Below are 23,538 nucleotides of genomic sequence, written 5' to 3'. Positions count from 1 at the left end.
AAAAATAATAACTTTTGGCGAAAAAACAGCCTAAAACAGGGTCAGGTGTGTTCGGGATCACTCCCTTCACGCCCAGTCCGAAAACACGGCAGAACCCCTTGCAACCGGCGGTTTTCCTGGGTTTCGCCGCATCAAACGGCTCTTCAGGTTCTGGATTTGCCCTAAGAGGTCAAATCCAGTTCATGCTGTTCTTTTTGCGAATAAACTTCCGCCTGGCGCAAATCAACCGACACCAGAGAGGACACCCCCCGCTCTGCCATCGTCACACCAAACAGGCGATTCATCCGCGCCATCGTCATACGATGGTGAGTAATAACCATGAACCGGGTATTGGCATGGCGACCAATGGCCTCAAGCAAACGGCAGAAGCGGTCCACGTTGGCATCGTCAAGCGGGGCATCCACTTCGTCAAGCACGCAAATCGGGGCAGGGTTGGTCATAAAGACGGCAAATAACAGCGCCATTGCGGTCAGGGCCTGCTCCCCACCCGACAAAAGTGACAGATGCTGCAACTTTTTACCCGGCGGTGATGCCATGATTTCCAGCCCGGCATTCAGTGGATCATCCGCATCCGTCAACATCAAATGGGCATGTCCGCCGCCAAACAGGCGCACAAACAGCTGCTGGAAGTGTTTATCGACCTCCTCAAACGCCTTATTCAGGCGCTGACGGGCTTCGCGGTTGAGTTGGCTGATACCGTTGCGCAATTTGTCAATCGCGGCCAGCAGGTCGTCACGCTCGGTTACAAGCGTGTTTTTCTGTTCTTCCATTTCCGCAAGCTCGACCTCGGCGCGCAGGTTCACCGCCCCCAGATTTTCACGTTCGCGGGTTTGTCTGCCCAAACGGGCTTCAATATCGCCTTCCGATGGCAGGGCTTCGCCTTGATCCAGCAGTGCCAGTTCTGGCAATTGGTCCGGGGTTGCATTAACCCGTTCACGGATACGCTCGATCAGGTCCTTACGGTGCTGTTCAGCCTGTTCCAGCAGTGCCTCACAGCGCACGCGCCCTTCGCGGGCCTCGGCCAGTTTCTGTTCGGCATCCTTCAGGGCCTGGTCGGCATCGCGCTGGGCGGTTTCGGCACTAACCAGCCGGTCCGCGCTATCTTTGCGTTCCTGCTCGGCCAAACCAACACGGTCGGTCAAAATGGCGCGGCGTTCTTCAATCTCATCGGGCCGCAGTTCAAGCTCTTCGAGCTCCATTTGCGCCTCTTCCTGGCGTTCGCGCAGCTGGGCAACACGGTCCCCGGCACCTGATGCACGTTCATTCCAGGTGGCAATTTCGTTTTCAACAAATTCCAGCCGTTTGCGCCGCCCGGACATATCGCGCTGCATGCGTTCAAGCTGGCTGCGCGCTTCCATCTGATCAGCCCGCGCATCAGAAAGATCGGCGCGCTTTTCATTCAGCTCCGCCTTGATCTCGATAAGCCCGTCGCTGCTTTCCTGCGGGGTGGCGGCAAGCTCTTCCTGCTCGGCAATCAGTTCATCCAAATCCTGCCGGGTGCGGTTCACCACGTCCTCGGCAGCTTGCAGGCGGCTTTCAATGGCGCTGGCATCGCGTTTGATATTGGCAATTTCCTCGCGCGCCCTTGATAGTTGGCCGTCGGCCTCGCGTGCGGCCCGGTGGGCTTCCTGTTCGCCAGCGCGGGCCTCGGCGATTTCGTCATTCAGGCGTTCCAGCGTTTCACGCGCCAGTTCGGCCCGTTCGATGCTTTCTTCAACCAGGCCCTCAATTTCGTCGCGCTCGCTGCGTAATTCATCAAGGCGGTTGCGCTGGCGCAAGCGCACGGCAGCAGGCAATTCCGCCCCGGCCAAAATGCGATACCCATCCCAGCGCCACAACGACCCATCCTTTGAAACCAGCCGCTGACCGGTTTTAAGGTCCTTGCACAACCAGTTCCCCGTGGAGTCGTCTTCAACAACACCAATTTGCCAAAGGCGACGGTTAAGCAAGGCCGGTGCCTGGACAAACTTTGCCAGCGCCTGGACATTTTCTGGCAAGGCCGGATCATCAGGCAATGGGTCTACACCGGCCCAATGGGTCGGGGCTTCGGGCGCGTCAGACGCATCAAGGTCTTCGCCAAGGGCCGCAGCCACCGCCAGTTCCAAACCGGGCTGAACCGTAATCTGTTCAATAATCGGGGAATATTGCCCATCGCTACTGCCTTTCACCAGCCCTTCGAGGGCTTCGATCTCGGCGCTCAGGCGGGCCAGGCGCGATTCGACATCGCGCTGGGCATCACGCGCCTGATTTTCGGCAATTTTGGCGGCATCTTCACGGTCATGCAATTCGGCAACGCGCATTTCGGCGTCTTCAATCGCCATTTTGCGCTGTTCAACCGTTTCTTCGCATTCCTCAAGCGCCATTTCGGCATCTTCAAGGGCATCGCTAAAATCGGCTTCAACTCGAATATCATCCAGCTTGGCAACGGCCTCGTCATAACGGTCCGTCAGACGAATACGGCGTGCGCCCAGTTCGGATAAACGCTGCTGAACGGATTTTAGCCGGGCTTCCTCAGCCGCAGCCCGGCTGGTCAATTCATCAACCAGGCCTTCCAGTTCTTCAACCCGCTGGGCTTTTTCGACCACCCGTTCACGGGCATCGTCCAGTTCATCATCTTCGCCGCCCTGGGCATCGCGCAAATCCTGGCGTTCGCGTTTCAGCTTTTCCAGCGCCCCTTGTGCGTCATTGGCCAGTTCGGCTTCACGGGCAAGGTCGGCATCTATTTGCTGAATACGGGCGCGCAACTGCGCCATTTGCGTATCTATCTGCTGCTTTTCTTTATCCAGCCCTTCACGTTCAATCACAAGGCGCTGCAGGGCGGCACTGGCTTCGGCTTCCTGTTTGCGCAAATCGGGCAGGCTGGCGGCAATATGCGCCTGTTCGGTGGTGGCCCGGGTCACTTCACCGGTCAAATCGCGCACCGCCGATTCCCCCGCCACCAGCAATTCCCGGGCATCCTGCTGGCGCTTGGCGGCTTCCTGCCAGCGAATATGAAACAGCAGGGCTTCAGTCTGGCGAATACTTTCGCTTAACTTGCGATAGCGCTGGGCCTGGCGAGCCTGTTTTTGCAGTGATGCAATCTGGCTATCTAACGTGACGAGAACATCTTCGAGACGTTCCAGATTTTGCTCAGCGTTTTTCAGGCGTAATTCGGCCTCGTGGCGGCGCGAATGCAGCCCGGTAATCCCGGCGGCTTCTTCCAGCACCAAACGACGCTGAGAAGGTTTTGCCCCGATCAGCGCACCAATTTTACCCTGCGACACCATCGCGTTGGACCGCGCACCGGTTGCGGCATCGGCAAACAGCAATTGCACGTCACGCGCACGGACATCCTTGCCATTCACCTTGTAATTGGAGCCCCCGCCGCGTTCGATACGGCGGACAACTTCCAGTTCCTCGTGTTCGTTAAACATCGCCGGGGCGCGATGTTCGCTGTTATCAAGCACCACGGCAACTTCGGCAACATTGCGGGCCGGGCGCGTGGATGTGCCGCCAAAAATCACGTCGGACATGTCCGACCCGCGCATCTGCTTGGCCGATGTTTCGCCCATCACCCAGCGCAACGCTTCAACCAGATTGGATTTGCCACAGCCATTCGGACCGACAACACCTGTCAGCCCGTCTTCGACCAGCAATTCGGTTGAATCGACGAAGGATTTAAATCCCGTCAGGCGCAGCGACTTGAATTGGACCAATCAGTTCCCCTGGCCGATAAAGGCCCGTGTTTTTACCGGCGCATTCCTTAACGCGCCGGTAAAGCAAGTTTCAATCAATTATTTGGTCAGGTCATTGACCTTGTCGGTGAAAAATTCCAGATCTTTCTCACCGGCATAGGTTTTGCCATCAATCAGGAAAGTCGGCGTTGAATTAACGTTATATTTCTGTTCGGCTTCCATACGCGATCCGACGATCCCGTTGATCAGCTGTTCATCGGCCAGGCAGGCATCAACCGCATCGCCATCCATACCGGCAAAACGCACCGTCTGTTTGATACCTTCAATCGGGTCTTTGCTGCGCGCCCATTCCATCTGTGATTTGAACAGCAATTCCAGCACGCCAAAATAACGGTCATCCCCCGCGCACTGAGCCACGGCTGATGCCCGCAGGGCAACTCCATCAAGCGGGTAATCACGGTAAATCCACTTCACCTTGCCGGTATCGATCAGGTCTTTTTTGACCTCGGGAAATACCTCGTTGGCAAAACGTGCACAGTGCGGGCAGGTAAAGGATGCGTATTCGACAATCGTCACCGGTGCATTTTCGGCACCCATAACATGTTCTTTATATTCCAGGGCCTGCGCCCCCTGTGCGGTCAACGCCGCCAGGGAAACACCCACCACCGCGACAAGGTATTTGAACGGCTTAAGCAAGGAAACCTCCGTTATAACAAACTTTTGCGATTACAAGCCGGTTGCGCCTGCCAAGTCAACATCGCCCCGCAACAGTCGTTAAACCAACGAGTCGCAAATATCACCCGGAAATCGGGCAAATCCATGTTGATCTTTTGCCGCAAACTGATTCGACAAAAACAGCCACCACCAGCCGATCGCAAACACATCATTGCCGGATCAATTCAACCAGGACGACATAAAGTCATTTTCCGCCCTGGCCTTTTCCGGCACCACTGATATGACGACCCAAACGCAATAGCACTTCCCGCAGGGCCGGGTCTTCGATTTCATTGATCACTTTTTCGCTATCCTGGCTAATGGGGCCTTCCGGCACATGTTCCGGGCGGTGCACGCGCTTTTCCGGTCGCGAGATTTCGCCCTGCATCATTTTGATGCGTTCTACCGCCCGATAGCCAAAATAGGTATTCACCCGATCAATGATTTGCGGCATGCGGTGTTGCAATTCCAGCGCCATTGGCCCGGAAACCCGCACCATAAGCGTCCCCCCGCCGCCATTTTCGCCGCGTGGCGGGGTAAAGCGAACCGGAATGGTACAGTTTTCAAGCGCCGGGCCAACGATTTCGCCCCAGCGCAGCAGAATTTCAGCCTGAAAAAAACCGCGCTTGCGCACCAGCGGCCGGGTTAAACTCGACACCAGGGGCGCAACGTTGCGCAAACCGTTGTAACGGTCACGATCACCAGCCATTGGCGTAATGCGCTGACGCTTGCGCGCCGCATTTTTTGCCGCAATACGCACATTATCCTGATCCGTCCCGGAAGCCCGGGACGTATCACCGGCATTCCTGCTTTTGCTCATGGGAAAATCTTTTCTCTTGCTCACGGCGGCGTCTTCCGTAGGGTCGCTGCAAACTTGTCACCAATTTCGCCGATTTTTTCAATTGGCATAACATATCACGGAACCGCCGTGCATTTCACTGATCAAGAAATCAATACACTTCGTCAGACCATGCTGGAATGGTATGACCGCCATCACCGAACCCTGCCCTGGCGTTCGGAACCGGGCGATCATCCCAATCCCTATCATGTGTGGCTGTCTGAAATCATGTTACAGCAAACAACCGTGATTACGGTTGGGCCCTATTTTGCGGCCTTTCTGAACCGCTGGCCCACCGTGACCGACCTTGCCAATGCCGATCTGGACGAGGTTTTGCACGCATGGCAGGGGCTGGGATATTACGCAAGGGCGCGCAATTTGCATAAATGCGCCAAGGTTGTTGCCGACGAACATAATGGCCAATTCCCCGATACCGAAGAAGGCCTGTTAAAGCTACCCGGCATTGGCCCTTACACAGCAGCAGCGGTTTCCGCCATTGCCTTTAACCGGCCCGCAAGCCCGGTGGACGGCAATATTGAACGGGTCATTTCGCGCCTGTTTGCCCTGGAAACGCCCCTGCCCGACGTCAAACCGGAAATCAAGGAAAAATCCGCCGCCCTGACCCCGCCCGACCGCCCCGGCGATTACGCCCAGGCCTTAATGGATTTGGGGGCCACCATTTGCACACCGCGCAACCCGGCCTGCGGCATTTGCCCCTGGCAGGCCTTTTGTGACGGGCGCAAAACCGGCATCGCCCCTGAGCTACCGCGCAAACGCAAAAAGGCAGCCAAGCCCACCCGTGTGGGCTATGCCTTTTGGGTCCAGCGTGACGATGGCACAATCCTGATCCGTCGCCGCCCGGAAAGCGGGCTTTTGGGCGGGTTATATGAAATTCCCGGCAGCGAATGGCGCGCGATAGATACGCCCGATCAAATCATGCGTGAGCAAGCCCCCTTTATGGCTGACTGGCGCGAGCTATCCGGCACGGTCGGGCATACCTTTACCCATTTTCATCTCGATGTGACCATTTTGGCAACAAGGGTGGAAAATGATTGTGATGCCGGCCCCGATGGCGTCTGGACCACGATCGACGGGCTGGCCGATTACGCCCTGCCGACGGTTATGAAAAAAATCGTCCGCCATGCGTTAAAGCATCTTTGAAGACCCCAAACACAAAGGCCCGCGCCATTTCAACTGGCGCGGGCCTTTGTGATGAAACATCATCAAAATCAGGCGGTAATATCCACAATCTGGCCCCGACCGCTGCTTTCCAGCGGTTTGGCTTGTTCGCGTTCAACTTCAGCCGCCTGTTGAACGCGCTGCGAAGCAGGGGTTTGCAAATCATTGCCGCCGGTTTCGGCGATCGGTGCAACAGCTTGCTGGACCTGCATGGGATTGGGCGCATAAGCCGCACCGTAACCACCAATCTGCATTGTCATCTCCGATCCGCTAAACTTATCAACCCGAAATTTATACCAGATTTTGCAACAAAACGAAAAGACCGAAACGCGCAATGCTGCGTTTCGGTCTTCACATTCCTGTCAGCCTAACGTGAGAAACACGGATCAAAGGCCTTTTCAGGCAGACATCTGGCCCATTTCCTTGCGCAACTGGCTGCGAAGATTATCGATCGAGACCAAACGGCCATCGCACTTGTAATGCCAGTATGTCCAGCCATTACACGCCTGTGCGCCCTGCACCTGTGCGCCGACCTGATGGATCGACCCTGCCGCATCCTTATGCGCAATCGAGCCATCGGCACGCACGAGGGCGGCCACATTACCACGATTGTCATAAATTTTGTCGCCCGGTGCCAAAAGGCCCCGTTCGATCACCGCGCCAAACGGAATGCGCGGCAAGGAACGTTTGGATTCGGTCAGTTCCAGGCTTTCACCATCCAGCATCTGAACCTTGCCAATGCGCTCACGCGCAGCCTTGGCATAAACTTCCTCGCGCTCCAGACCAATAAAATGGCGGCCCAAGCGGCGCGCAGCAGCACCAGTGGTGCCCGTACCAAAAAACGGGTCCAAAACCACATCCCCCTGGCGGGTGGTTGCCATCAGCACGCGCTGCAACAGGGCTTCAGGTTTCTGGGTCGGATGGACCTTTTTGCCCTTGTCATCCTTCAGGCGTTCCCCGCCCGAACAAATCGGCAGCAACCAGTCGGAGCGCATCTGCAGCCCTTCATTGAGCTGCTTCATCGCTTCATAGTTGAAGGTAATCGCCTTTTGCTCGGCATTTTTGGAACACCACAGCAAAGTCTCATGCGCATTGCAAAACCGTTTGCCCCGGAAATTGGGCATCGGGTTGGTTTTGCGCCATACGATGTCGTTGAGGATCCAGTAACCGATATCCTGCATCACCGTGCCGACACGGTAAATATTGTGATAGGAGCCGATCACCCAGATCGCGCCCGTGTCTTTCAAAACCCGGCGCGCAGCCTGTAACCATTGACGGCTGAATTCGTCATAATGGTTAAAGCTGTCAAATTGATCCCAATGGTCATCGACTGCATCAACCTTGGTGTTGTTGGGACGCAGCAGATCACCGCCCAATTGCAAATTATAGGGCGGATCGGCAAAGATCAGATCGACCGACTTTTCCGGCAGCGTGTTCATCAATTCGATGCAGTCGCCTACCAGAACCTGATCAAGCGGTAAAGTTTGCTTCTTTGTCATAATGCCTTCACGGTTCCCCCTTGAAACTTGAGGAAATCATGGGCGCAAAAAGTTAACAGACTCCGAAAATTATTGCGGAGTCGCTTCACTTTCGATGGAATTTCAGCTGTTTAGACAATCTTAACGGATAAGCGTCAAAAGACTGGGAAATTTTGTCTCGCAAATCCGATTCGCCTTTGGCGATTCCCAAGAACAAGAAAAATCGGGCTGCGACGCGAAATTTAAGGATTTCCGCAGAGTCCCTAAAGAGTCCGGTTGCATCGCAAAAAATTTGCGCCAATTATTTTGGCAACGTTTCCTCACTAGTCGCGAAATGCGGCAAAAATCAGAACAGGAATGCCAAATGTTTTACGAACCGGGCAAAACCCCGCACAATCTTCCCCATGATCCATTCAAGGCCTGTGTCGTGCCCCGCCCGATTGGCTGGATATCGACCATCAGCCCCGAAGGGCACGCCAACCTTGCCCCCTATTCGTTTTTTAATGCGATCTGCGGCAACCCGCCGATGGTAATGTTTGGGGCCAGTAGCGGCTCGCGCGATAGTGCTGCCAACGCCCGTGCGACGGGCGAATTTGTAGTGGCGGTTACGCCCAAATCAATGTTGCGCGAAATTAACCTGTGCTCGGCCCCGCTTGCAGCAGAGGAAGACGAATTTGTTCATGCCGGTCTGGAAAAACTGCCAGCCTCGGTGGTGAAACCCTATCTGATCAAGGGTGTTCCAATCCATATGGAATGCAAGGTGTTCCAGATTGTCGATCTGCCCGGCGGCACCGCCGAACGCCCCAACAGCATGATAATTGGCACCGTGGTCGGCCTGCATATTAACGATGATATTATCCGCAACGGCATGGTGGATATCACCAAATTCGAACCCTTAACCCGGCTGGGCTATCAGGAATATGCCACCATTTCCGAAACCTTCACCGTCCGGCGCGAGGATTTCTGGTAACAGGCAGGCCGCCCCTGCCGACATGTTGCGCGTTTCATATGCGGTCCGGGCAAGGCTGCGTTGACGGCAACGTTTCTATTTGCTGCTTTTACCGTCCCCAAAAGCGCGGTAAAAGCAGCCCATGACAGAGATTTTTTCCGCACCGGACGGCATTGATGCCGTGATCGAACCAATGAACGCCACCGGCTATCTGGCCGCTGTGGGGTTCGAGGACCAATTGCGCGCCGAACTGGGCGACGTTATTGAAACCCATGACCGGCTGATGTTTGCGCCCGGCCCTGAAAGACGGGTTTTCTGGGCACAAAATGTCTGGCGCAACCCGGTTCGTATTGCCATTCCCTCGATCAAGGGAGCAGCCAAGATTTTGCGCTTTAACCAGCGCAACTGGGCAATGTTCAAGTTTGACCATTTTTCCCGCGCCAAATTGATCGAAGCCAACCTGCCCCACGTTTCGGCAAAGCGGCAGATCTTTGGCGAACCGGCCCCCACCGCACCGCTGGGGTCCTGGACGCTGATTGACCCGGACACCATCATTGCCGCAATGGATTGTTCCAGCCCGTGGAAAAACGGCGAAGTCGAATTTGAAGAAGACAAAGTCACACCGCCCAACCGCGCCTATTTGAAATTGTGGGAAGCCTTCACCCGTTTGGGTGTGTTTCCGCAGGAAGGCGAGATCACAATGGATATGGGTGGCAGCCCCGGTGGCTGGACCTGGGTTTTGCATGAAACCGGGGCATCGGTGATTTCAGTGGACAAGGCAAAGCTGGACCCGAAAATTGCCAAACTGCCGCGCGTTGATTTCCGTCAGGAAAGCGCATTTGGTCTGGACCCGGAAAAAACCGGGCCGATTGACTGGCTGTGTTCGGATGTCATTTGTTACCCTGATCGCCTGTATCGGCTGGTGAACCAGTGGATGGAAACCGGCATGGCAACCAATTTCATCTGCACCATCAAAATGCAGGGCGATACCGACCACGCCGCCATTGCGCAATTTGCCGATATTCCGGGGTCAAAGGTTGTTCATCTTTACAATAACAAACACGAACTGACCTGGATGAAGGTGCCTGGCGTCACAGACCAGTAAACATCCGGCACTTTTTCAAAGAATGCGGCGAACCGTCACACGATGGTTCGCCGTTTTGTTTTACCTATCGCGCATCATGATCAAAGGCCGGTATGGCCGGATCAATAGGGTAATAATCGCCCTTGAAGGCGCAAAATATTTGAGCCTTTGTTGTCACACCCGACGGCCCGTCCAGCGTACCGGGTGTAATCGCAATCCTGCTTGATCGAACCGCCCGCCAAAAAAGGGCTGATCCGCATTCCTTGCAAAAACCGCGATCGGTTTTCTCCGACAGGCGATACCAGCGCAGGCCACTCTCATTAATCAGATGCAATTCATCCTTATCGACCGACGCATAAGCACTGATATGGCCGTGCAACTTGGCACACAAATGACAGTGGCAAAGTTCCACATCATCAATCGTGCCGCGCACTTCATAGCGCACCGCACCACAGTGGCAGCCGCCATGATGGCAGATTTGCTCCGTAACGCCGGACTCTGTGACGTGCTGATCGTTATCAGTCATGACGGGTATCCTTATATCGGGCGCAACATCGGCGCATGGTGCCAGACATTGCCCATAAAAGCCATGAAAGAGGGCAAAAAGCAGGCCCCCACACGGCAAGACAGGATCATTCCTCAAAACAGTCTATCGTAAAGCCGGGTGCAATAATGTTTGAGATTGGCCGCACACAGTCCTATTCTGCCGCGTCGGCGGGGACAAAATGCAAACAACCCTTCACATGACGGGAAACTATGACCGATCTTTCTTATCACTATGATGTACTTGTCATCGGCAGTGGTGCTGCCGGTTTAAGCACCGCGCTGAAGGTGGCCCCTCATGTAAAGGTTGCCGTCCTGTCCAAGGGCAAAATCGATGACGGGTCCACCAACTGGGCCCAGGGTGGCATTGCCGCTGTGCTTGATGCCGCAGACAGCATTGAAAACCATGTCGAAGATACGCTCAATGCCGGTGCCGGGTTATGCAAACGCGAAACCGTCGAATTTGTGGCGCGCAATGCCCCGGCCGCCATACGCTGGCTGGATGAACTTGGCATTGACCTTACCCGTGACCCGGAAGGTGGCAATGACCAGCCCTTTCATCTCACGCGCGAAGGCGGGCACAGCCACCGCCGCATTGTCCATGCCGCAGATGCCACCGGGCGTGCCGTGCAAACCACCCTGCAAAAGCAGGCGCTAGACCATTCCAATATCGATATTTTTGAAAATTACCTGGCGATTGACCTGGTCACAGACCGCAAGCTGGGTGGCGAAGGCCGCCGCTGTGTCGGGGCTTATGCGCTGGATGTCAAAACCGGGCGGGTCAAAAGTTTTAATGCCCGCACCGTTGTGCTGGCAACCGGCGGGGCCAGCAAGGTTTACCGCTTTACCTCCAACCCCGATGGTTCGACGGGAGATGGCATTGCAATGGCCTGGCGTGCCGGGTGCCGGGTGATGAATATGGAATTTAGCCAGTTTCACCCCACCTGTCTGTATCATCCGCAGGCAAAATCGTTTCTGATTTCCGAGGCGGTGCGCGGCGAAGGCGGCAAATTGCTGCTGCCCGATGGTACGCGCTTTATGGACCGGTTTGACGAACGCGGCGAACTGGCCCCGCGCGATATTGTTGCACGCGCCATCGACCATGAAATGAAACGCCTGGGCAGCGATTGTGTGTATCTGGATATTTCGCACAAGGGGGCGGATTTTATCCGCGAACATTTCCCTACCATTTACGAAACCTGCCTGGGTTTTGGCATTGATATGACCCGCGAACCCATCCCGGTGGTGCCCGCAGCCCACTATACCTGCGGGGGTATTCTAACCGACCTTCGCGGGCGCACCGATTTGACCGGCCTTTATGCCATTGGCGAATGTGCCGGCACCGGCCTGCATGGTGCTAACCGGCTGGCATCGAACTCGCTGCTGGAATGCCTGGTCTTTGGCGATGCCGCCGCCCGGGACATTGCCGAGGCCCTGCCGGTCGATGACCGTTTCAACGATCTGCCGCCCTGGGATGAAACCGGCATTACCGATTCCGACGAAGAAGTGATTGTCGCCCATAACTGGGAACAGTTGCGCAACGTGATGTGGGATTTCGTCGGCATTGTCCGCACCACCAAACGCCTGCAACGTGCCCAGCACCGGATCGATTTGCTGCTGTCGGAAATCGACGAATATTACGGCAATTTCCGCGTTTCCAATGATCTTTTAGAACTACGCAACCTGTCAGTTGTAGCAAAGCTGATCATTCAGTCCGCCCTGTGGCGTCATGAAAGCCGTGGTTTGCATTATACCACCGATTACCCGGAAAGGGATGATTCCGCCACCCCGCGCCAGACCATCCAGGTGCCTGAAAACTTTGCCGGGCGCTGGGTTGTGTCAGGCCAGTGGAAAAACTGATTTTACAGGAAATGACAGCCATGTCCCGTCCCGGCGAACAGAAACAAACAACCGGAAAACTGATTGGTATCGGGCGTAAAGCCGCCCCCCATGCCCCGGTCGAAACACTGGACCTGGTCGCCGTCTCTACCGATTTTGGCATTGAAGGCGATCACCGTGGCAAGCTTAAAAAGCGCAAAGTCACGGTGCTGGCCCTGGAAGACTGGCAGGCAGCCTGCAATGATATTGGCCGCCCGGACCTGGACTGGACAGTGCGGCGGGCCAACCTGCTGGTTTCCGGTTTTGCCCTGCCCCATGAGGTTGGCACCCAGTTTGCCATTGGCGATTTGGTGCTGGAGGTTTCAGGCGAAACCGACCCGTGCAAACGCATGGAAGAAGCCGCCACCGGGCTGGAGGAAGCCCTGCGCCCCAATTGGCGCGGCGGTGTGACCTGCCGGGTGATCAAGGGGGCCGAAATTGCCATTGGTGCCCCCGTATGCCGTGTGACCGCCGGTTAGGTTAACGCCAACGTGCTGCCAACCAGTGTTCAAGCATCTGCGGGCTGTAATCAAACAGGCTATTTAGTGCCAAATAGGGATCATCACTGATCCCCAAAAGCTGTGCAAAGGCAGGTTCGGTTTTCAGGCCTGCCTGTTTCAAGGCCCGCACCCGTGCCGCAAAACCATCGCCACAAACATGCAAAATACGTGCTTCGACCACCATGTGACGAAACCCGTATTGTTCCTGCGTCGGTTGACAAGTGGCAAAAACCTCAACCTCCTCATTGCGGCTTGCACCATGTGATACCAGAAGTTTCACCACAACCGCAGGCCCGACATGGGATGTCGCACCACGCTGATGGCAATGATACCCGGCAAAACCAGCAAACAACCCCGGACATTGCGCGATAAATGCCGGTAAATCAGGGGTGTGCAGCAAAATATCAATGTCGGACGATGCCCAATCCAGGCCCAGCGGAATCGTCCCTGCCACGACCGCGCCAAACGGCATTAAACGGTCCCACAGATTTGACGCCTGTAACAAAGCCGCACAACACCGCCCCCGCGCCCCGGCCCGGGGATGTAACAGGGGTTTTATGCCATTAAAATCCGTTGCCCGCAGGCCTGGCTGCCAATCTGGCATCGGTTAGCCCTCGTCCTTAACCATTTTTCATTCAGCATCAAAACAACAGAACCGATACACAGGCGAGGCCTCATAACCTGCCCCGCCTGGCACGGATAAAGCACCGTAAGTTAACGATTATTCAGGAGGTTACGGGGTTTCATGCGCGCCGGCATGGGCCAGAATTTCCTCTGCCTGGCGAATTTCCTGCTGTTGCGCCCACATTTCACCATACAGCCCGCCTTGCGACAGCAAATCCTGATGGCGGCCGCGTTCGGCCACCTGTCCATCCCGCAGCACAATAATTTCATCGGCATCAATCACGGTCGAAAGCCTATGGGCAATAATCAGCGTCGTATGCCCGCGTGAAACATCACGCAAAGCCTGCTGAATGTCTTTTTCCGTCCGTGTATCGAGGGCAGATGTCGCCTCGTCAAAAATCATGATTTGCGGGCGTTTTAACAACATGCGCGCAATGGATACTCGCTGTTTTTCACCGCCCGAAAGTTTCAGGCCGCGTTCCCCCACCTTGGTTTTAAAACCTTCGGGCAGGTCATTGATGAAATCGCGAATACTGGCAAGGGTTGCCGCCCTGTCAATTTCATCCTGTGCGGCACCGGGGCGCCCATAGGCAATATTATAGGCGATGGTATCGTTAAACAGCACCGTATCCTGCGGCACAATGCCGATGGACCGCCGCAGCGAGCCCTGGCTCACATCGCGAATATCCTGCCCGTCAATGGTGATGCGGCCGCTTGATACATCGTAAAACCGAAACATCAACCGGGTCAGGGTTGATTTGCCCGCCCCGCTGGGGCCTACCACGGCCACGGTTTTACCCGCCGGCACTTCAAAACTGACACCCTTTAAAATTTCGCGGTCAGGATTATAGGCAAAATGCACGTCTTCAAAACGCACCGTTGCCTCGCTGCAAACCAGTTGTTTTGCCGATGCCCGATCCTCGACTTCCCGGTCCACATCAAGCAGCGAAAACATCCGCTCCATATCGGTCAGCGACTGTTTGATCTGCCGGTACACAAAGCCCAAAAAGTTCAGCGGCATATACAGCTGCAACAGGTAGGTATTGACCAGCACGAAGTCACCCACTGTCATATTGCCATTTTTAACCCCGTTTGCGGCCAGCAGCATGTTCAAAACCAGTCCGACGGCAATAATCGCCCCCTGGCCAATATTCAGCTTGGAAAGGGATTCCTGCGATTTGACCGCCGCCACCTCATAACCGCGCAAGGCGTGGTCATAGCGTGATGATTCATGGGCTTCGTTGCTGAAATATTTGACGGTTTCATAATTTATCAGGCTGTCAATGGCCTTGGTATTGGCTTCATCATCGCGCTGGTTCATCTCGCGACGGTATTTCATGCGCCATTCGGTCACGATCAGTGTGAAGGCAATGTAAATCACGATGGTGACAAACGTGATCAGCGCGAACCAGACATCATAAAGCGCCCACAGGATGATCGAAACCATCACGATCTCAAGCAGGGTGGGCAAAATGTTAAACAGCATGAAGGACAGAAGAAATTCAATGCCCTTCACCCCGCGCTCAATAGCGCGCGAAAGCCCCCCCATCTGCCGGTCCAAATGGAACCGCAGGGACAGCGCATGAAGATGGTCAAATACGCTTAGGGCGGAATTGCGAATGGCCCGCTGGGCGACCTTGGCAAACACCGCATCGCGAATTTCGCCAAAAGCAGAGGATAACACCCGCACCAGGCCATAGCCGATAATCAGACTAACCGGCACCGTCACCAATGCGGCCGCACTGCCTGCTGCGGCTCCTTTACCTCCGCCCAGGGCATCAACAGCATATTTATACAATACCGGCACATAAACGTTGGCAACCTTTGCGCCGACCAGGAACAACAGTGCAACAACGACACGTATCTTTAATTCGTTTTCGCCCTTGGGCCACAAATAGGGCAAAAAGGTTTTAATCACACCCAGATCAGCACGGGCGGATGATTCTTTGGCATCCGATTTTTTCACATCTTTTTCCTTTTATCCCCGTCCCCGATATGGGTTTTAAGCCACACTAAAATGTACTTTGGTAAAATTTCCCTATACCCGTGCCTCACAAATGGCCCGTAAAGCGCAATTTGGCAAGCATCACAATATGAACATCCTGCAAACAGGCTGTCTTGTCGGGCAGGCAAATACAAAAAAGGCGTCCCCTGCCAGACAGGGAACGCCCAAAACAGGCAGTGCAGGAGTACGACTTATTGCGCCGAACCATAAAGGCGGCGATCAAACACACCGCTATCGCGGAAACGATAAAGCGACTTGGCAACCGCCAGCACAGCAAGGTCGATCAGCGGCTCCACCAGCACAACCGTCATATAAGCCGCACCAAAGCTGGCAACATGGGCGATATTGGCCGCCCCAAAACCCTGACCATAAAACGCCCAAAACGCCACCCAACACACAATGCCACCCTGATAGGAGGTCGACAGTGCCAGCGCCTGCACATAGGACACATCCTTATAGGCGGTTTTGGCCGGGATGATTTTATGGGCAAGTGCACCCATCGCAAATAACGGCACCAAAAGTGTCGTCAGGTTGATGCCGTATTGCGGCAAATCGAACGGGGAAAAAAACACGCCCTGCAGCAAAAGCCCCAGTGCCAGACCAATGGCCGCCGGGGCCGCCCCGAAAATCAGAAACAGGGTGGAGCCCAATATAAGGTGCACTTCCGACACCCCAACCGGGTGATGCGGCAACACTTCAAAAAAGACAAAAACCAGCAATGTGGTAATGACACTGCGCACCAGAAGCGAGCCCAGACCATCGCGCTTGATCGTATCGACGGCCATTTTACCGGCAACACCCACCGCGCCGGTTGCAGTAGCATAACTCAGGGCGATTTTGGCGCCGTCAACAACGCCAGGTTCAATATGCATGACAATTTCCTTTCTTGCACCCACCGTGCATGGACAGGCCGGGAAACCGGCACTGTCAGTGATAAAAATTCGGGCAGGTCTCCTGACTTGTGCCGATTGTTGCTATTCCGCCTTCCCGGGGTTTCCCAGTGACATCAAGGAAGCAACCAGCACTTACAGTTGCGGGGGCAGTTATGGACTGGGCAAAATGCCGTCACCATATTCCCTATTATTCGCAGCAGCCAAAGGGCCACTGCCAAACCCGAGCGGACACGTTAGCAGAGCAACCACCAAAGGGGTAAGGCTTTTCAATCGTAAAACGCGAAAAAAGCACACAGTTTATATCCGTAATAAACCGCATGGTTTGCCCCCACCAAGGTGATTGCAGTTCAGGACGGGCCGGACTATGTTGCTAATTTGTTGACGATTTTACAATTTACGATGACACCGCCACAAAAGGCGCTGCCCAAAGACGGAAACAGGACCATGACGGCACTTGCCAGCACCGAAAACCAGGACATTCAACAATTGATGCTTCGCATCGGTATCGCCGCACGCGATGCAGCCCTGATTTTGGCCCAGGTCCCGTCACAGCCAAAAATTGATGCCCTGAACTATGCTGCCAGCCTGATCCGCGAGAACGCCGACACTATCCTGGCCGCCAATGCCCTTGATATGGAAGGTGGCCGTCAAAAAGGCCTGACCGCCGCCCTGCTGGACCGGCTGGAACTAACCCCGGCCCGGATTGAAGCAATGGCAAAGGGCGTTGAAGACGTTGCCAAACAAAACGACCCTGTTGGCCGCGAAATGGCCCGCTGGACGCCGGACCATAACGGGCTGGATATTGCGCGTGTATGTGTGCCCCTGGGTGTGATCGGTATCATTTATGAAAGCCGCCCCAATGTCACCGCCGACGCCGCCGCGATGTGCCTGAAATCCGGCAATGCCGCGATTTTACGCGGTGGGTCTGAAAGTTTTAATTCATCGCGCGCAATTTTTGCCTGCATGCAGCAGGGCGTGATCAAAGCCGGCCTGCCCGAAGCCTGCATTCAGATGATCCCGGTCACAGACCGGGCCGCTGTGGGCGAAATGCTGAAACTATCCGATTATATCGATGTTATTGTGCCGCGTGGGGGCAAGTCCCTTATTCAGCGCATCACCGATGAAAGCCGCATTCCGCTGTTCAAACATCTCGAAGGGCTGTGCCACACCTATATCCATGCCAGTGCCGACCCGGCAAAAGCCAGCAACATTGTGCTGAATGCCAAAATGCGCCGCGTGGGGGTTTGTGGGTCAACCGAAACCATTCTGATTGATCGCGACGCTGTTGAAACCCTGCTGCCTGCTGTCATTTCCGGCTTAAAAGATGCGGGTTGTGAAATGCGCGGTGATGAAACCGTTTGCCGCCTGGATGACAGCATCAAACCGGCAAGTGAGGAAGACTGGTCAACCGAATATCTGGATGCAATTGTGTCGATCAAAACGGTTGATGGGGTGAAGGATGCCATCCATCACATCAATCATTACGGCTCCCACCATACCGATGCCATCCTGGCCGAAGATGCCAGCGCCGCCCAGGCCTTCCTGAATGGTGTGGATAGCGGGATTGTCATCGTTAATGCCTCTACCCAGTTTGCCGATGGTGGCGAATTTGGCATGGGGGCGGAAATTGGCATTTCAACCGGCAAGCTGCATGCGCGCGGCCCGGTCGGGGTTGAACAGCTGACCAGCTATAAATATGTGGTGCGCGGCACCGGGCAAACCCGCCCGTGATGACGCTTCGCATTCCGCGCCGCCACAATGCCCCACCCCGAGTCGGATTACTGGGCGGGTCTTTCAACCCCGCCCACGAGGGGCATTTGCATATCTCACTTGAGGCATTGAAGCGTCTGGAGCTGGATGAAGTGTGGTGGCTGGTATCGCCGCAGAACCCGCTCAAGTCCCGCGAGGGTATGGCAGGGCAGGATGCACGCTTTGATTCCGCCGAATTGATTGCACAACATCCCCGCATTGTCGTTTCTGCAATTGAAACACAGCTGGGGACAAGCTATACGGCCGACACACTTGCAGCCTTGCAGCGGCGTTTTACCCAAACGCGATTTGTCTGGCTGATGGGGGCGGACAACCTGGCTCAGTTTCATCGCTGGAAATTCTGGCAAAAGCTGATTCATTGCGCGCCCATTGCGGTTCTTGATCGCGAGGGTTATTCTAATAAGGCATTGCGTGGCACGGCGGCAAAGCGTATGGAACGCTGGCGCATTGCCGCAGAAAAGGCAGGTCTGCTGGCCGATATGGATACACCAGCTTGGGTTTACCTGCCGATACGGCGCCATCCGGCTTCTTCAACGGCAATTCGTGCCGAAGGCCGGTGGCAGGTTTGACCTGTGGGTGTTTTATGTCCGCAACGTGATAGCGGCGAACATCCACCCCAAATTAAGGTGGCGACTATAATTACTGTGAAAAAAAGCCTGACACCAAGCGAACTGCTTGCGCTCATTCAGGAAACCTTGAACGATGACAAGGCCGAAGATCTTGTAACCATTGATCTGACCGACAAAACGGCAATGGCCGATTATATGATTATCGCATCAGGCTCCAGCTCGCGCCGGGTTGCCTCGATGGGGGAACATATTGTCGAAGCCCTGAAAAATGCCGGGCAGGGCCGCGCAGCGGCCGAAGGCACCGAACAGGGTGACTGGGTTCTGGTTGATGCCGGTGATGTCATCATTCATCTGTTCCGCCCGGAAGTCCGCGCTTTTTACAACATCGAACAGATGTGGGGCGTTGAAAACCCGGCTCTGAAACAGCAGGCTGCCCGTCTTTACTGATTGGCAGGTTTGGCCTTGTGCCCGGCGTGATGCCGGGCCATCCGCCATTCTTCAGATATAACCATACAGCCCGTCATGGCCTGTTTGGCCTGGGCCTTGTGTTTTTATCGCGCAAAAATAGCTGGCTTTCAAAGCTAAGCCCCCCCATACCCTTCTTCGCCAGGCACTAAAACCGGGCTTTCTGATCCCCCCAAACGGACGACCACACGCATGCAAATCACCCTTGCCGCTGTAGGCCGTATCAAGGCAGGCCCGGAAAAGGACCTGTTTGATCATTACATCGCCCGCCTGCGCTGGCCCTTTGCCCTGCGTGAAGTCGAAGAAAAGAAAAAACTGCCGCCAGCCCAGCTAAAAGCCCGCGAGGCAGAATTGCTTCTAGGGGTGATCCCGGAAAATGCCTTTCTGATCGCCCTGGATGAACGGGGCCGCGAATATGGCTCCATCGATTTTGCCAAAAAACTCGAAGGCTGGATCGACCAGTATGGCGGCAACATTGCCTTTGCCATTGGCGGTGCCGACGGTCACGGCGATGCCCTCAAGGCCCGGGCAAACGCCCTGTGGTCGCTCGGCAAAGCCACCTGGCCCCATATGCTGGTGCGCGCCCTGATTGCTGAACAGCTTTTTCGCGCCCACGCCATTCAAACCAACCATCCCTATCATCGGGAATAATAACTTTTAAAAACCCCAAAAATAACTCAAAAATCAAAAAAATTTAGTTGTAACTTAAACATAAAATTGCGAAATTTTTCTCCGATGTTAAGTCTTGGGGAAAATCTATGTACAAAATTCTTACAGCGTTATTATCGCTAACCACATTAGCTGCTTGTTCAGCAAAACTATCGCTTCCACCGTATCAGCCTACCACTTCTAGCGAAATTAACGCTGCCGTTGAAGTTAATAACTTCAGTTATTTCCCGAGAGAAGGCGTAGCCCAAAATGAAATTAGAGAAACTGCCGCAGGCCATGTTTATCTAACTGAAGACGTTGGTACATACTTCGCAAACGCTGTACGACGAGAGATGCGGCAAGCAAACATGTCAATTCAAAGTAAAAATTGTACTTTGGATGGCGAAGTCAATGATTTTGCAACTGATAGCCTAGGGTATTCAGTCGACTATATTACCGATGTTCGCTATATCTTGCGCAGAACAAAGGACCAAAAAACCTTATTCGATAATAATTACACTGTGAAATTCAACGCGTCAAAGTTCGTTGTTGCGGACGTATTTTTTGCCAATATCAATAAAATGGTATCGGACAATATCGACCAGCTTCTAAAAGATTCTGTCTTTGTCACCACAACCAAAGAAAATTGCGCTAAAAATTAGAATGAAACCAATATACTCAGCCATTTATATTCTAGCTTTATCACTAGGGTCGTGTGTTCAGACCCCAGATGCTTCAACATATTCTCGCGCCCAAATGGGACGTGCTGCCACTGTTATGAAGGGCAAAATCTTAGCTATACGTGAAGTCAAAATTTCTGGCGAAAGCTCAGGTGTTGGAATGACTGCAGGGGCGGGAAGTGGCGCTGTTGCAGGTTCATACCTTGGAGGCAGCAGCAGAGCCAATATAATAGGTGCCATCGGAGGTGCTGTTGTTGGCGGAGTAGCAGGAAGCATCGCAGAACAATCATTATCCGAAAGCGGAGCTTTCGAGTACATTGTACAGCAGGACAACGGTCAAATAATTGCAATAGTGCAAACCAACAGCGAAAACTTAAAAGTCGGAAACCCGGTCTTGATCCTCCGATCAGACCGGGTACGGGTCATTCCTGACAGTATTCCGACGGGACAGTGACACTGTATTTATTTCAACCGATATTCCATTTTCACCACATCAGATTCATAGATGTGGGTTGAAATCGGTTTGGGGCGCAGATGGCCGTTATCCTTGTCAAACAGGGCAATTCCGTCGCCCAAAACAACCGGAATGACAAACATATCGAGCTTATCAACCATATTTGCATACATGAATTGATTGATCACGCTGGCCCCACCCACAATCCAGACATCGCCATTGTCCAAACGCTCATTGCGCAAGGCATCGGTCAACTCGATCAGGCTACCGCCAAAGGCAACGGTATTTTCAGGTGCATCCTCGCCCAGGGGGTGTGAGGTCAGCACAATCGTGCGGCGATCCCCATAGGGCCATTCGCCATAAGACATCACCTGATCAAAGGTGCGCCGACCAATGATCAGCGTGCCCACCCGGTCCAGGAAGGCTTCAAAGTCAAATTCTGCCGGGTCATAATCATCCAGCCAGTCCACCGCACCATTTGACCGTGCGACATAGCTGTCCAGACTGACCGCAACATAAACGCGGAACAGTTTCTTGCCCATTGTATCAATCCAACCAATCTGCCGGATTTTTCCGGCGTTAATTTTAGTTCTAGTTTAGTATCAATTTTGGGATACTATCCTTGATTGGTGGCGATAATCCGGCTGGAATAGGGTGATATGGTCGTCCAAATAGCCCAAACGCCCCAAAAGCCGTCATTTTCCGGCCTTCAGGGCGTCCAATTGAGCCATAATTGATCATTTTGGCGTCATAACGATGGCGTAAAGCTTAAAAATCAGCACTCCACCACGTTGACATTGACGGCGAGGCCGCCCTGGCTGGTTTCCTTGTATTTGCTTTGCATATCCGCCCCGGTCTGGCGCATGGTTTCGATCACGCGATCCAGCGACACCGTATGTTGCCCATCCCCGCGCAGGGCCAAACGCGAGGCATTAATGGCCTTCACCGCCCCCATTGTATTGCGTTCAATACAGGGCACCTGCACCAGCCCGCCAATCGGATCGCATGTCAGGCCCAAATTGTGTTCCATGCCAATCTCGGCGGCATTTTCCACCTGTTCGGGCGAACCACCCAAAACAGCACACAATGCCCCGGCCGCCATCGAACAGGCCACGCCGACTTCGCCCTGGCAGCCCACTTCGGCCGCCGAAATGGACGCACGTTTTTTGTAAATCGAACCAATCGCCGCCGCCGTTAGCAAAAACTCGCGAATTTTCGCCTGGGTTACATTGGGACAAAACCGTTCATAATAACGCAATACCGCCGGGATCACGCCGGCCGCCCCATTGGTCGGGGCCGTCACAACCCGGCTGCCTGCGGCATTTTCCTCGTTTACCGCCAGGGCATAAAGGTTCACCCAGTCAATCACCGTTAGCGGGTCCTTCAGTCCGGCTTCAGGCCGGTCCACCAATTCGCGATACAGTTTGTTGGCGCGACGTTTGACATTCAAACCACCGGGCAAAATACCTGGTGTTGCGCAACCGCGATCAATGCAATCCATCATCGCCTGATAAACACGATCGACAAATTCATGGGTTTCATCGGGACCGCGCCAGGATTTTTCATTTTCCATCATGACTTCGGCAATCGACAGGTTATGCTCCTTGCAAATTGCCATCAATTCGTCTGCCGATGAAAATGGATGCGGCAGGATAATATTATCGCCGGAATATTCCGCCCCGCGATCATCCCCCGAGACGATAAAACCACCCCCGACCGAAAAATATTCCTGGCAATGCAGTTTGACGCCATCATGGTCAAACGCGGTAATGCGCATGCCGTTGGGATGTTCGGGCAGGCTTTCATCCATATGAAAAACCAGGTTGTTTTCAAAATTGAAATCAACCTTCTGCTGCCCGTAAAGCATCAGGCTGCTATCGTTTTTGATCGCCTCAATGGTTGGCGCAATATCGTCCGGGTCAACCGAACGCGGGCGCTGGCCACTTAATCCCATCAGCACCGCAATATCGGTGGCATGCCCCTTGCCCGTAAGTGCCAGCGACCCATAAAGGTCAACAATGATGCTACCGGTTTGTGCCAAAAGGTTCCGCGCATCCATTTCCAGGCAAAACCGGAACCCAGCCCGCATTGGCCCCACCGTATGCGAACTCGATGGACCAATGCCGATAGTGTAAAGATCGACAACAGACAGGTTGACGTCCTGGGGACGCTGGTTGGATGTATCAGGCATAGGCCTCCTTCGGCTCTGGATCGCATTTTGTTTTTTTGCGATATCAACGAACCGGTGCCAGCCCCCTCTGTCCCTAGGGCACAAAATTGCCCTTACCTGAGATTGTGCGTCGGCAGGCGGGCATTTAACGTTCCGCGCCGACTTCATCCTTCGGTGGAAAGGCAAATATGGCCTGCCTTTCGCTCTCCAGAGCCTCAATCCGCAACGGTCCGTCTGCCTGAGAGTGTTCGGGGTGGATTGCTCCTTCGGCGCCATCCGGAACGTTGCCCGGCCGGTCTCTCCCGCTGCGGTATGCGAGGTATCACCGTTTAGAACAATAATGGTACCTGTACTTCACGCAGCTTGTAAAGCAGCACTGCAAGGATGTTAAAAATTCGCGCGGGGTGGCTGTTCAGGCGCATC

General features: G+C 54.4%; 22 protein-coding genes and 2 riboswitches. Of the genes, 11 read left to right on the top strand and 11 right to left on the bottom strand.

Going from position 1 to position 23,538, the window contains the following annotated elements; genetic code table 11:
* Nucleotides 1-161: 161 nt before the first annotated feature.
* The 3 genes from smc to LF95_RS01055 all read right to left on the bottom strand — a co-directional run bounded on the left by smc (nt 162) and on the right by LF95_RS01055 (nt 5,208).
* Nucleotides 162-3,695: a chromosome segregation protein SMC gene (smc, locus tag LF95_RS01065; protein ID WP_073953289.1), complete on the bottom strand. Its 3,534-nt coding sequence runs from the start codon at nt 3,693-3,695 to the stop codon at nt 162-164.
* 78 nt (nt 3,696-3,773) lie between these two features.
* Nucleotides 3,774-4,370 carry a DsbA family protein gene (locus LF95_RS01060; protein ID WP_073953288.1) on the bottom strand — a complete coding sequence of 199 codons (597 nt, stop codon included), beginning with the start codon at nt 4,368-4,370 and terminating at the stop codon, nt 3,774-3,776.
* A gap of 223 nt (nt 4,371-4,593) precedes the next feature.
* The gene (locus LF95_RS01055; protein WP_073953287.1) at nt 4,594-5,208 is read right to left on the bottom strand and encodes a DUF721 domain-containing protein; all 615 of its coding nucleotides are present in this window, start codon (nt 5,206-5,208) and stop codon (nt 4,594-4,596) included.
* Nucleotides 5,209-5,316: 108 nt separating this feature from the next.
* Between LF95_RS01055 and mutY the strand changes: the two genes are divergently transcribed.
* A complete protein-coding gene (gene mutY, locus LF95_RS01050; RefSeq protein ID WP_143181908.1) occupies nt 5,317-6,387 on the top strand; it encodes an A/G-specific adenine glycosylase in 1,071 nt (356 codons plus the stop codon).
* A 68-nt stretch (nt 6,388-6,455) separates the two neighbouring features.
* Here mutY and LF95_RS01045 read toward each other — a convergent pair whose 3' ends face one another.
* Nucleotides 6,456-6,665, bottom strand: a complete 210-nt coding sequence (locus tag LF95_RS01045) for a hypothetical protein (RefSeq protein ID WP_252509614.1) — start codon at nt 6,663-6,665, stop codon at nt 6,456-6,458.
* Nucleotides 6,666-6,803: 138 nt separating this feature from the next.
* On the bottom strand, nt 6,804-7,904 hold the full coding sequence (locus tag LF95_RS01040; RefSeq protein ID WP_143181907.1) for a site-specific DNA-methyltransferase: 1,101 nt from the start codon (nt 7,902-7,904) through the stop codon (nt 6,804-6,806).
* Between the two features lie 343 nt (nt 7,905-8,247).
* On the opposite strand from LF95_RS01040, the gene LF95_RS01035 reads away from it, so the two are divergent.
* Nucleotides 8,248-8,853 (top strand): flavin reductase family protein, encoded by a 606-nt coding sequence (locus LF95_RS01035; protein ID WP_073953285.1) that lies wholly within the window; start codon nt 8,248-8,250, stop codon nt 8,851-8,853.
* 121 nt (nt 8,854-8,974) lie between these two features.
* Nucleotides 8,975-9,937 (top strand): SAM-dependent methyltransferase, encoded by a 963-nt coding sequence (locus LF95_RS01030; RefSeq protein WP_073953284.1) that lies wholly within the window; start codon nt 8,975-8,977, stop codon nt 9,935-9,937.
* Nucleotides 9,938-10,001: 64 nt separating this feature from the next.
* Here LF95_RS01030 and LF95_RS01025 read toward each other — a convergent pair whose 3' ends face one another.
* Nucleotides 10,002-10,442 carry a GFA family protein gene (locus LF95_RS01025; RefSeq protein ID WP_073953283.1) on the bottom strand — a complete coding sequence of 147 codons (441 nt, stop codon included), beginning with the start codon at nt 10,440-10,442 and terminating at the stop codon, nt 10,002-10,004.
* 230 nt (nt 10,443-10,672) lie between these two features.
* Here LF95_RS01025 and nadB point away from each other — a divergent pair, with 230 nt between their 5' ends.
* A complete protein-coding gene (gene nadB / locus LF95_RS01020) occupies nt 10,673-12,319 on the top strand; it encodes an L-aspartate oxidase (RefSeq protein ID WP_073953282.1) in 1,647 nt (548 codons plus the stop codon).
* 20 nt (nt 12,320-12,339) lie between these two features.
* On the top strand, nt 12,340-12,816 hold the full coding sequence (locus LF95_RS01015; protein ID WP_073954742.1) for an MOSC domain-containing protein: 477 nt from the start codon (nt 12,340-12,342) through the stop codon (nt 12,814-12,816).
* Nucleotide 12,817: 1 nt separating this feature from the next.
* Here the strand turns inward: LF95_RS01015 and LF95_RS01010 are convergent, their stop codons facing one another.
* The 3 genes from LF95_RS01010 to LF95_RS01000 form a co-directional block, all read right to left on the bottom strand.
* Nucleotides 12,818-13,441, bottom strand: coding sequence for a DUF4269 domain-containing protein (locus LF95_RS01010; RefSeq protein WP_073953281.1), 624 nt, complete (start codon nt 13,439-13,441; stop codon nt 12,818-12,820).
* A 129-nt stretch (nt 13,442-13,570) separates the two neighbouring features.
* Nucleotides 13,571-15,427 carry an ABCB family ABC transporter ATP-binding protein/permease gene (locus LF95_RS01005; protein ID WP_073953280.1) on the bottom strand — a complete coding sequence of 619 codons (1,857 nt, stop codon included), beginning with the start codon at nt 15,425-15,427 and terminating at the stop codon, nt 13,571-13,573.
* 230 nt (nt 15,428-15,657) lie between these two features.
* Complete coding sequence (locus tag LF95_RS01000) at nt 15,658-16,338, bottom strand: energy-coupling factor ABC transporter permease (protein ID WP_073953279.1); 681 nt, start codon at nt 16,336-16,338, stop codon at nt 15,658-15,660.
* Nucleotides 16,339-16,392: 54 nt separating this feature from the next.
* Nucleotides 16,393-16,598, bottom strand: a riboswitch (cobalamin riboswitch).
* Nucleotides 16,599-16,803: 205 nt separating this feature from the next.
* Between LF95_RS01000 and LF95_RS00995 the strand changes: the two genes are divergently transcribed.
* From LF95_RS00995 to LF95_RS00970, 6 genes are all read left to right on the top strand, one after another.
* Complete coding sequence (locus LF95_RS00995) at nt 16,804-18,090, top strand: glutamate-5-semialdehyde dehydrogenase (RefSeq protein WP_073953278.1); 1,287 nt, start codon at nt 16,804-16,806, stop codon at nt 18,088-18,090.
* A complete protein-coding gene (locus LF95_RS00990; RefSeq protein ID WP_073953277.1) occupies nt 18,090-18,698 on the top strand; it encodes a nicotinate-nucleotide adenylyltransferase in 609 nt (202 codons plus the stop codon). The genes LF95_RS00995 and LF95_RS00990 overlap by 1 nt, the downstream gene beginning before the upstream one ends.
* 75 nt (nt 18,699-18,773) lie before the next feature.
* Nucleotides 18,774-19,145: a ribosome silencing factor gene (gene rsfS / locus LF95_RS00985; RefSeq protein ID WP_252509613.1), complete on the top strand. Its 372-nt coding sequence runs from the start codon at nt 18,774-18,776 to the stop codon at nt 19,143-19,145.
* Nucleotides 19,146-19,355: 210 nt separating this feature from the next.
* Entirely contained in the window at nt 19,356-19,814 is a 459-nt protein-coding gene (gene rlmH, locus LF95_RS00980) for a 23S rRNA (pseudouridine(1915)-N(3))-methyltransferase RlmH (protein WP_073953276.1), read from the top strand.
* Nucleotides 19,815-19,921: 107 nt separating this feature from the next.
* Nucleotides 19,922-20,473: a hypothetical protein gene (locus tag LF95_RS22705; protein WP_143181906.1), complete on the top strand. Its 552-nt coding sequence runs from the start codon at nt 19,922-19,924 to the stop codon at nt 20,471-20,473.
* Between the two features lie 115 nt (nt 20,474-20,588).
* Entirely contained in the window at nt 20,589-20,945 is a 357-nt protein-coding gene (locus LF95_RS00970) for a hypothetical protein (RefSeq protein ID WP_083607446.1), read from the top strand.
* A gap of 8 nt (nt 20,946-20,953) precedes the next feature.
* On the opposite strand, the gene LF95_RS00965 is transcribed toward LF95_RS00970, so the two are convergent.
* Nucleotides 20,954-21,487 carry a dihydrofolate reductase family protein gene (locus LF95_RS00965; protein WP_073953273.1) on the bottom strand — a complete coding sequence of 178 codons (534 nt, stop codon included), beginning with the start codon at nt 21,485-21,487 and terminating at the stop codon, nt 20,954-20,956.
* Nucleotides 21,488-21,720: 233 nt separating this feature from the next.
* On the bottom strand, nt 21,721-23,136 hold the full coding sequence (locus LF95_RS00960; RefSeq protein ID WP_073953272.1) for an L-serine ammonia-lyase: 1,416 nt from the start codon (nt 23,134-23,136) through the stop codon (nt 21,721-21,723).
* 195 nt (nt 23,137-23,331) lie between these two features.
* A riboswitch (glycine riboswitch) is annotated at nt 23,332-23,430 on the bottom strand.
* Between the last annotated feature and the right edge of the window lie 108 nt (nt 23,431-23,538).

The sequence above is a fragment of the Thalassospira sp. TSL5-1 genome, assembly GCF_001907695.1.
Classification (GTDB): Bacteria; Pseudomonadota; Alphaproteobacteria; order Rhodospirillales; family Thalassospiraceae; genus Thalassospira.
Note: the sequence above shows the minus strand (reverse complement) of the source record. Positions and strands in the feature narration are given on the sequence as shown.

Excerpts from the sequence above, each read along its gene's own strand:
- nadB (WP_073953282.1), top strand. The coding sequence starts at position 10,673 with ATGACCGATCTTTCTTATCACTATGATGTACTTGTCATCGGCAGTGGT.
- LF95_RS01015 (WP_073954742.1), top strand. The coding sequence starts at position 12,340 with ATGTCCCGTCCCGGCGAACAGAAACAAACAACCGGAAAACTGATTGGT.
- LF95_RS01045 (WP_252509614.1), bottom strand. The coding sequence starts at position 6,665 with ATGACAATGCAGATTGGTGGTTACGGTGCGGCTTATGCGCCCAATCCC.
- LF95_RS01040 (WP_143181907.1), bottom strand. The coding sequence starts at position 7,904 with ATGACAAAGAAGCAAACTTTACCGCTTGATCAGGTTCTGGTAGGCGAC.
- LF95_RS00990 (WP_073953277.1), top strand. The coding sequence starts at position 18,090 with ATGACGCTTCGCATTCCGCGCCGCCACAATGCCCCACCCCGAGTCGGA.
- LF95_RS01010 (WP_073953281.1), bottom strand. The coding sequence starts at position 13,441 with ATGCCAGATTGGCAGCCAGGCCTGCGGGCAACGGATTTTAATGGCATA.
- LF95_RS00970 (WP_083607446.1), top strand. The coding sequence starts at position 20,589 with ATGAAGGGCAAAATCTTAGCTATACGTGAAGTCAAAATTTCTGGCGAA.
- LF95_RS01025 (WP_073953283.1), bottom strand. The coding sequence starts at position 10,442 with ATGACTGATAACGATCAGCACGTCACAGAGTCCGGCGTTACGGAGCAA.
- rlmH (WP_073953276.1), top strand. The coding sequence starts at position 19,356 with ATGCAAATCACCCTTGCCGCTGTAGGCCGTATCAAGGCAGGCCCGGAA.
- LF95_RS01030 (WP_073953284.1), top strand. The coding sequence starts at position 8,975 with ATGACAGAGATTTTTTCCGCACCGGACGGCATTGATGCCGTGATCGAA.
- LF95_RS22705 (WP_143181906.1), top strand. The coding sequence starts at position 19,922 with ATGTACAAAATTCTTACAGCGTTATTATCGCTAACCACATTAGCTGCT.
- LF95_RS01055 (WP_073953287.1), bottom strand. The coding sequence starts at position 5,208 with ATGAGCAAAAGCAGGAATGCCGGTGATACGTCCCGGGCTTCCGGGACG.
- LF95_RS00965 (WP_073953273.1), bottom strand. The coding sequence starts at position 21,487 with ATGGGCAAGAAACTGTTCCGCGTTTATGTTGCGGTCAGTCTGGACAGC.
- LF95_RS01000 (WP_073953279.1), bottom strand. The coding sequence starts at position 16,338 with ATGCATATTGAACCTGGCGTTGTTGACGGCGCCAAAATCGCCCTGAGT.
- LF95_RS00960 (WP_073953272.1), bottom strand. The coding sequence starts at position 23,136 with ATGCCTGATACATCCAACCAGCGTCCCCAGGACGTCAACCTGTCTGTT.
- LF95_RS01035 (WP_073953285.1), top strand. The coding sequence starts at position 8,248 with ATGTTTTACGAACCGGGCAAAACCCCGCACAATCTTCCCCATGATCCA.
- LF95_RS00995 (WP_073953278.1), top strand. The coding sequence starts at position 16,804 with ATGACGGCACTTGCCAGCACCGAAAACCAGGACATTCAACAATTGATG.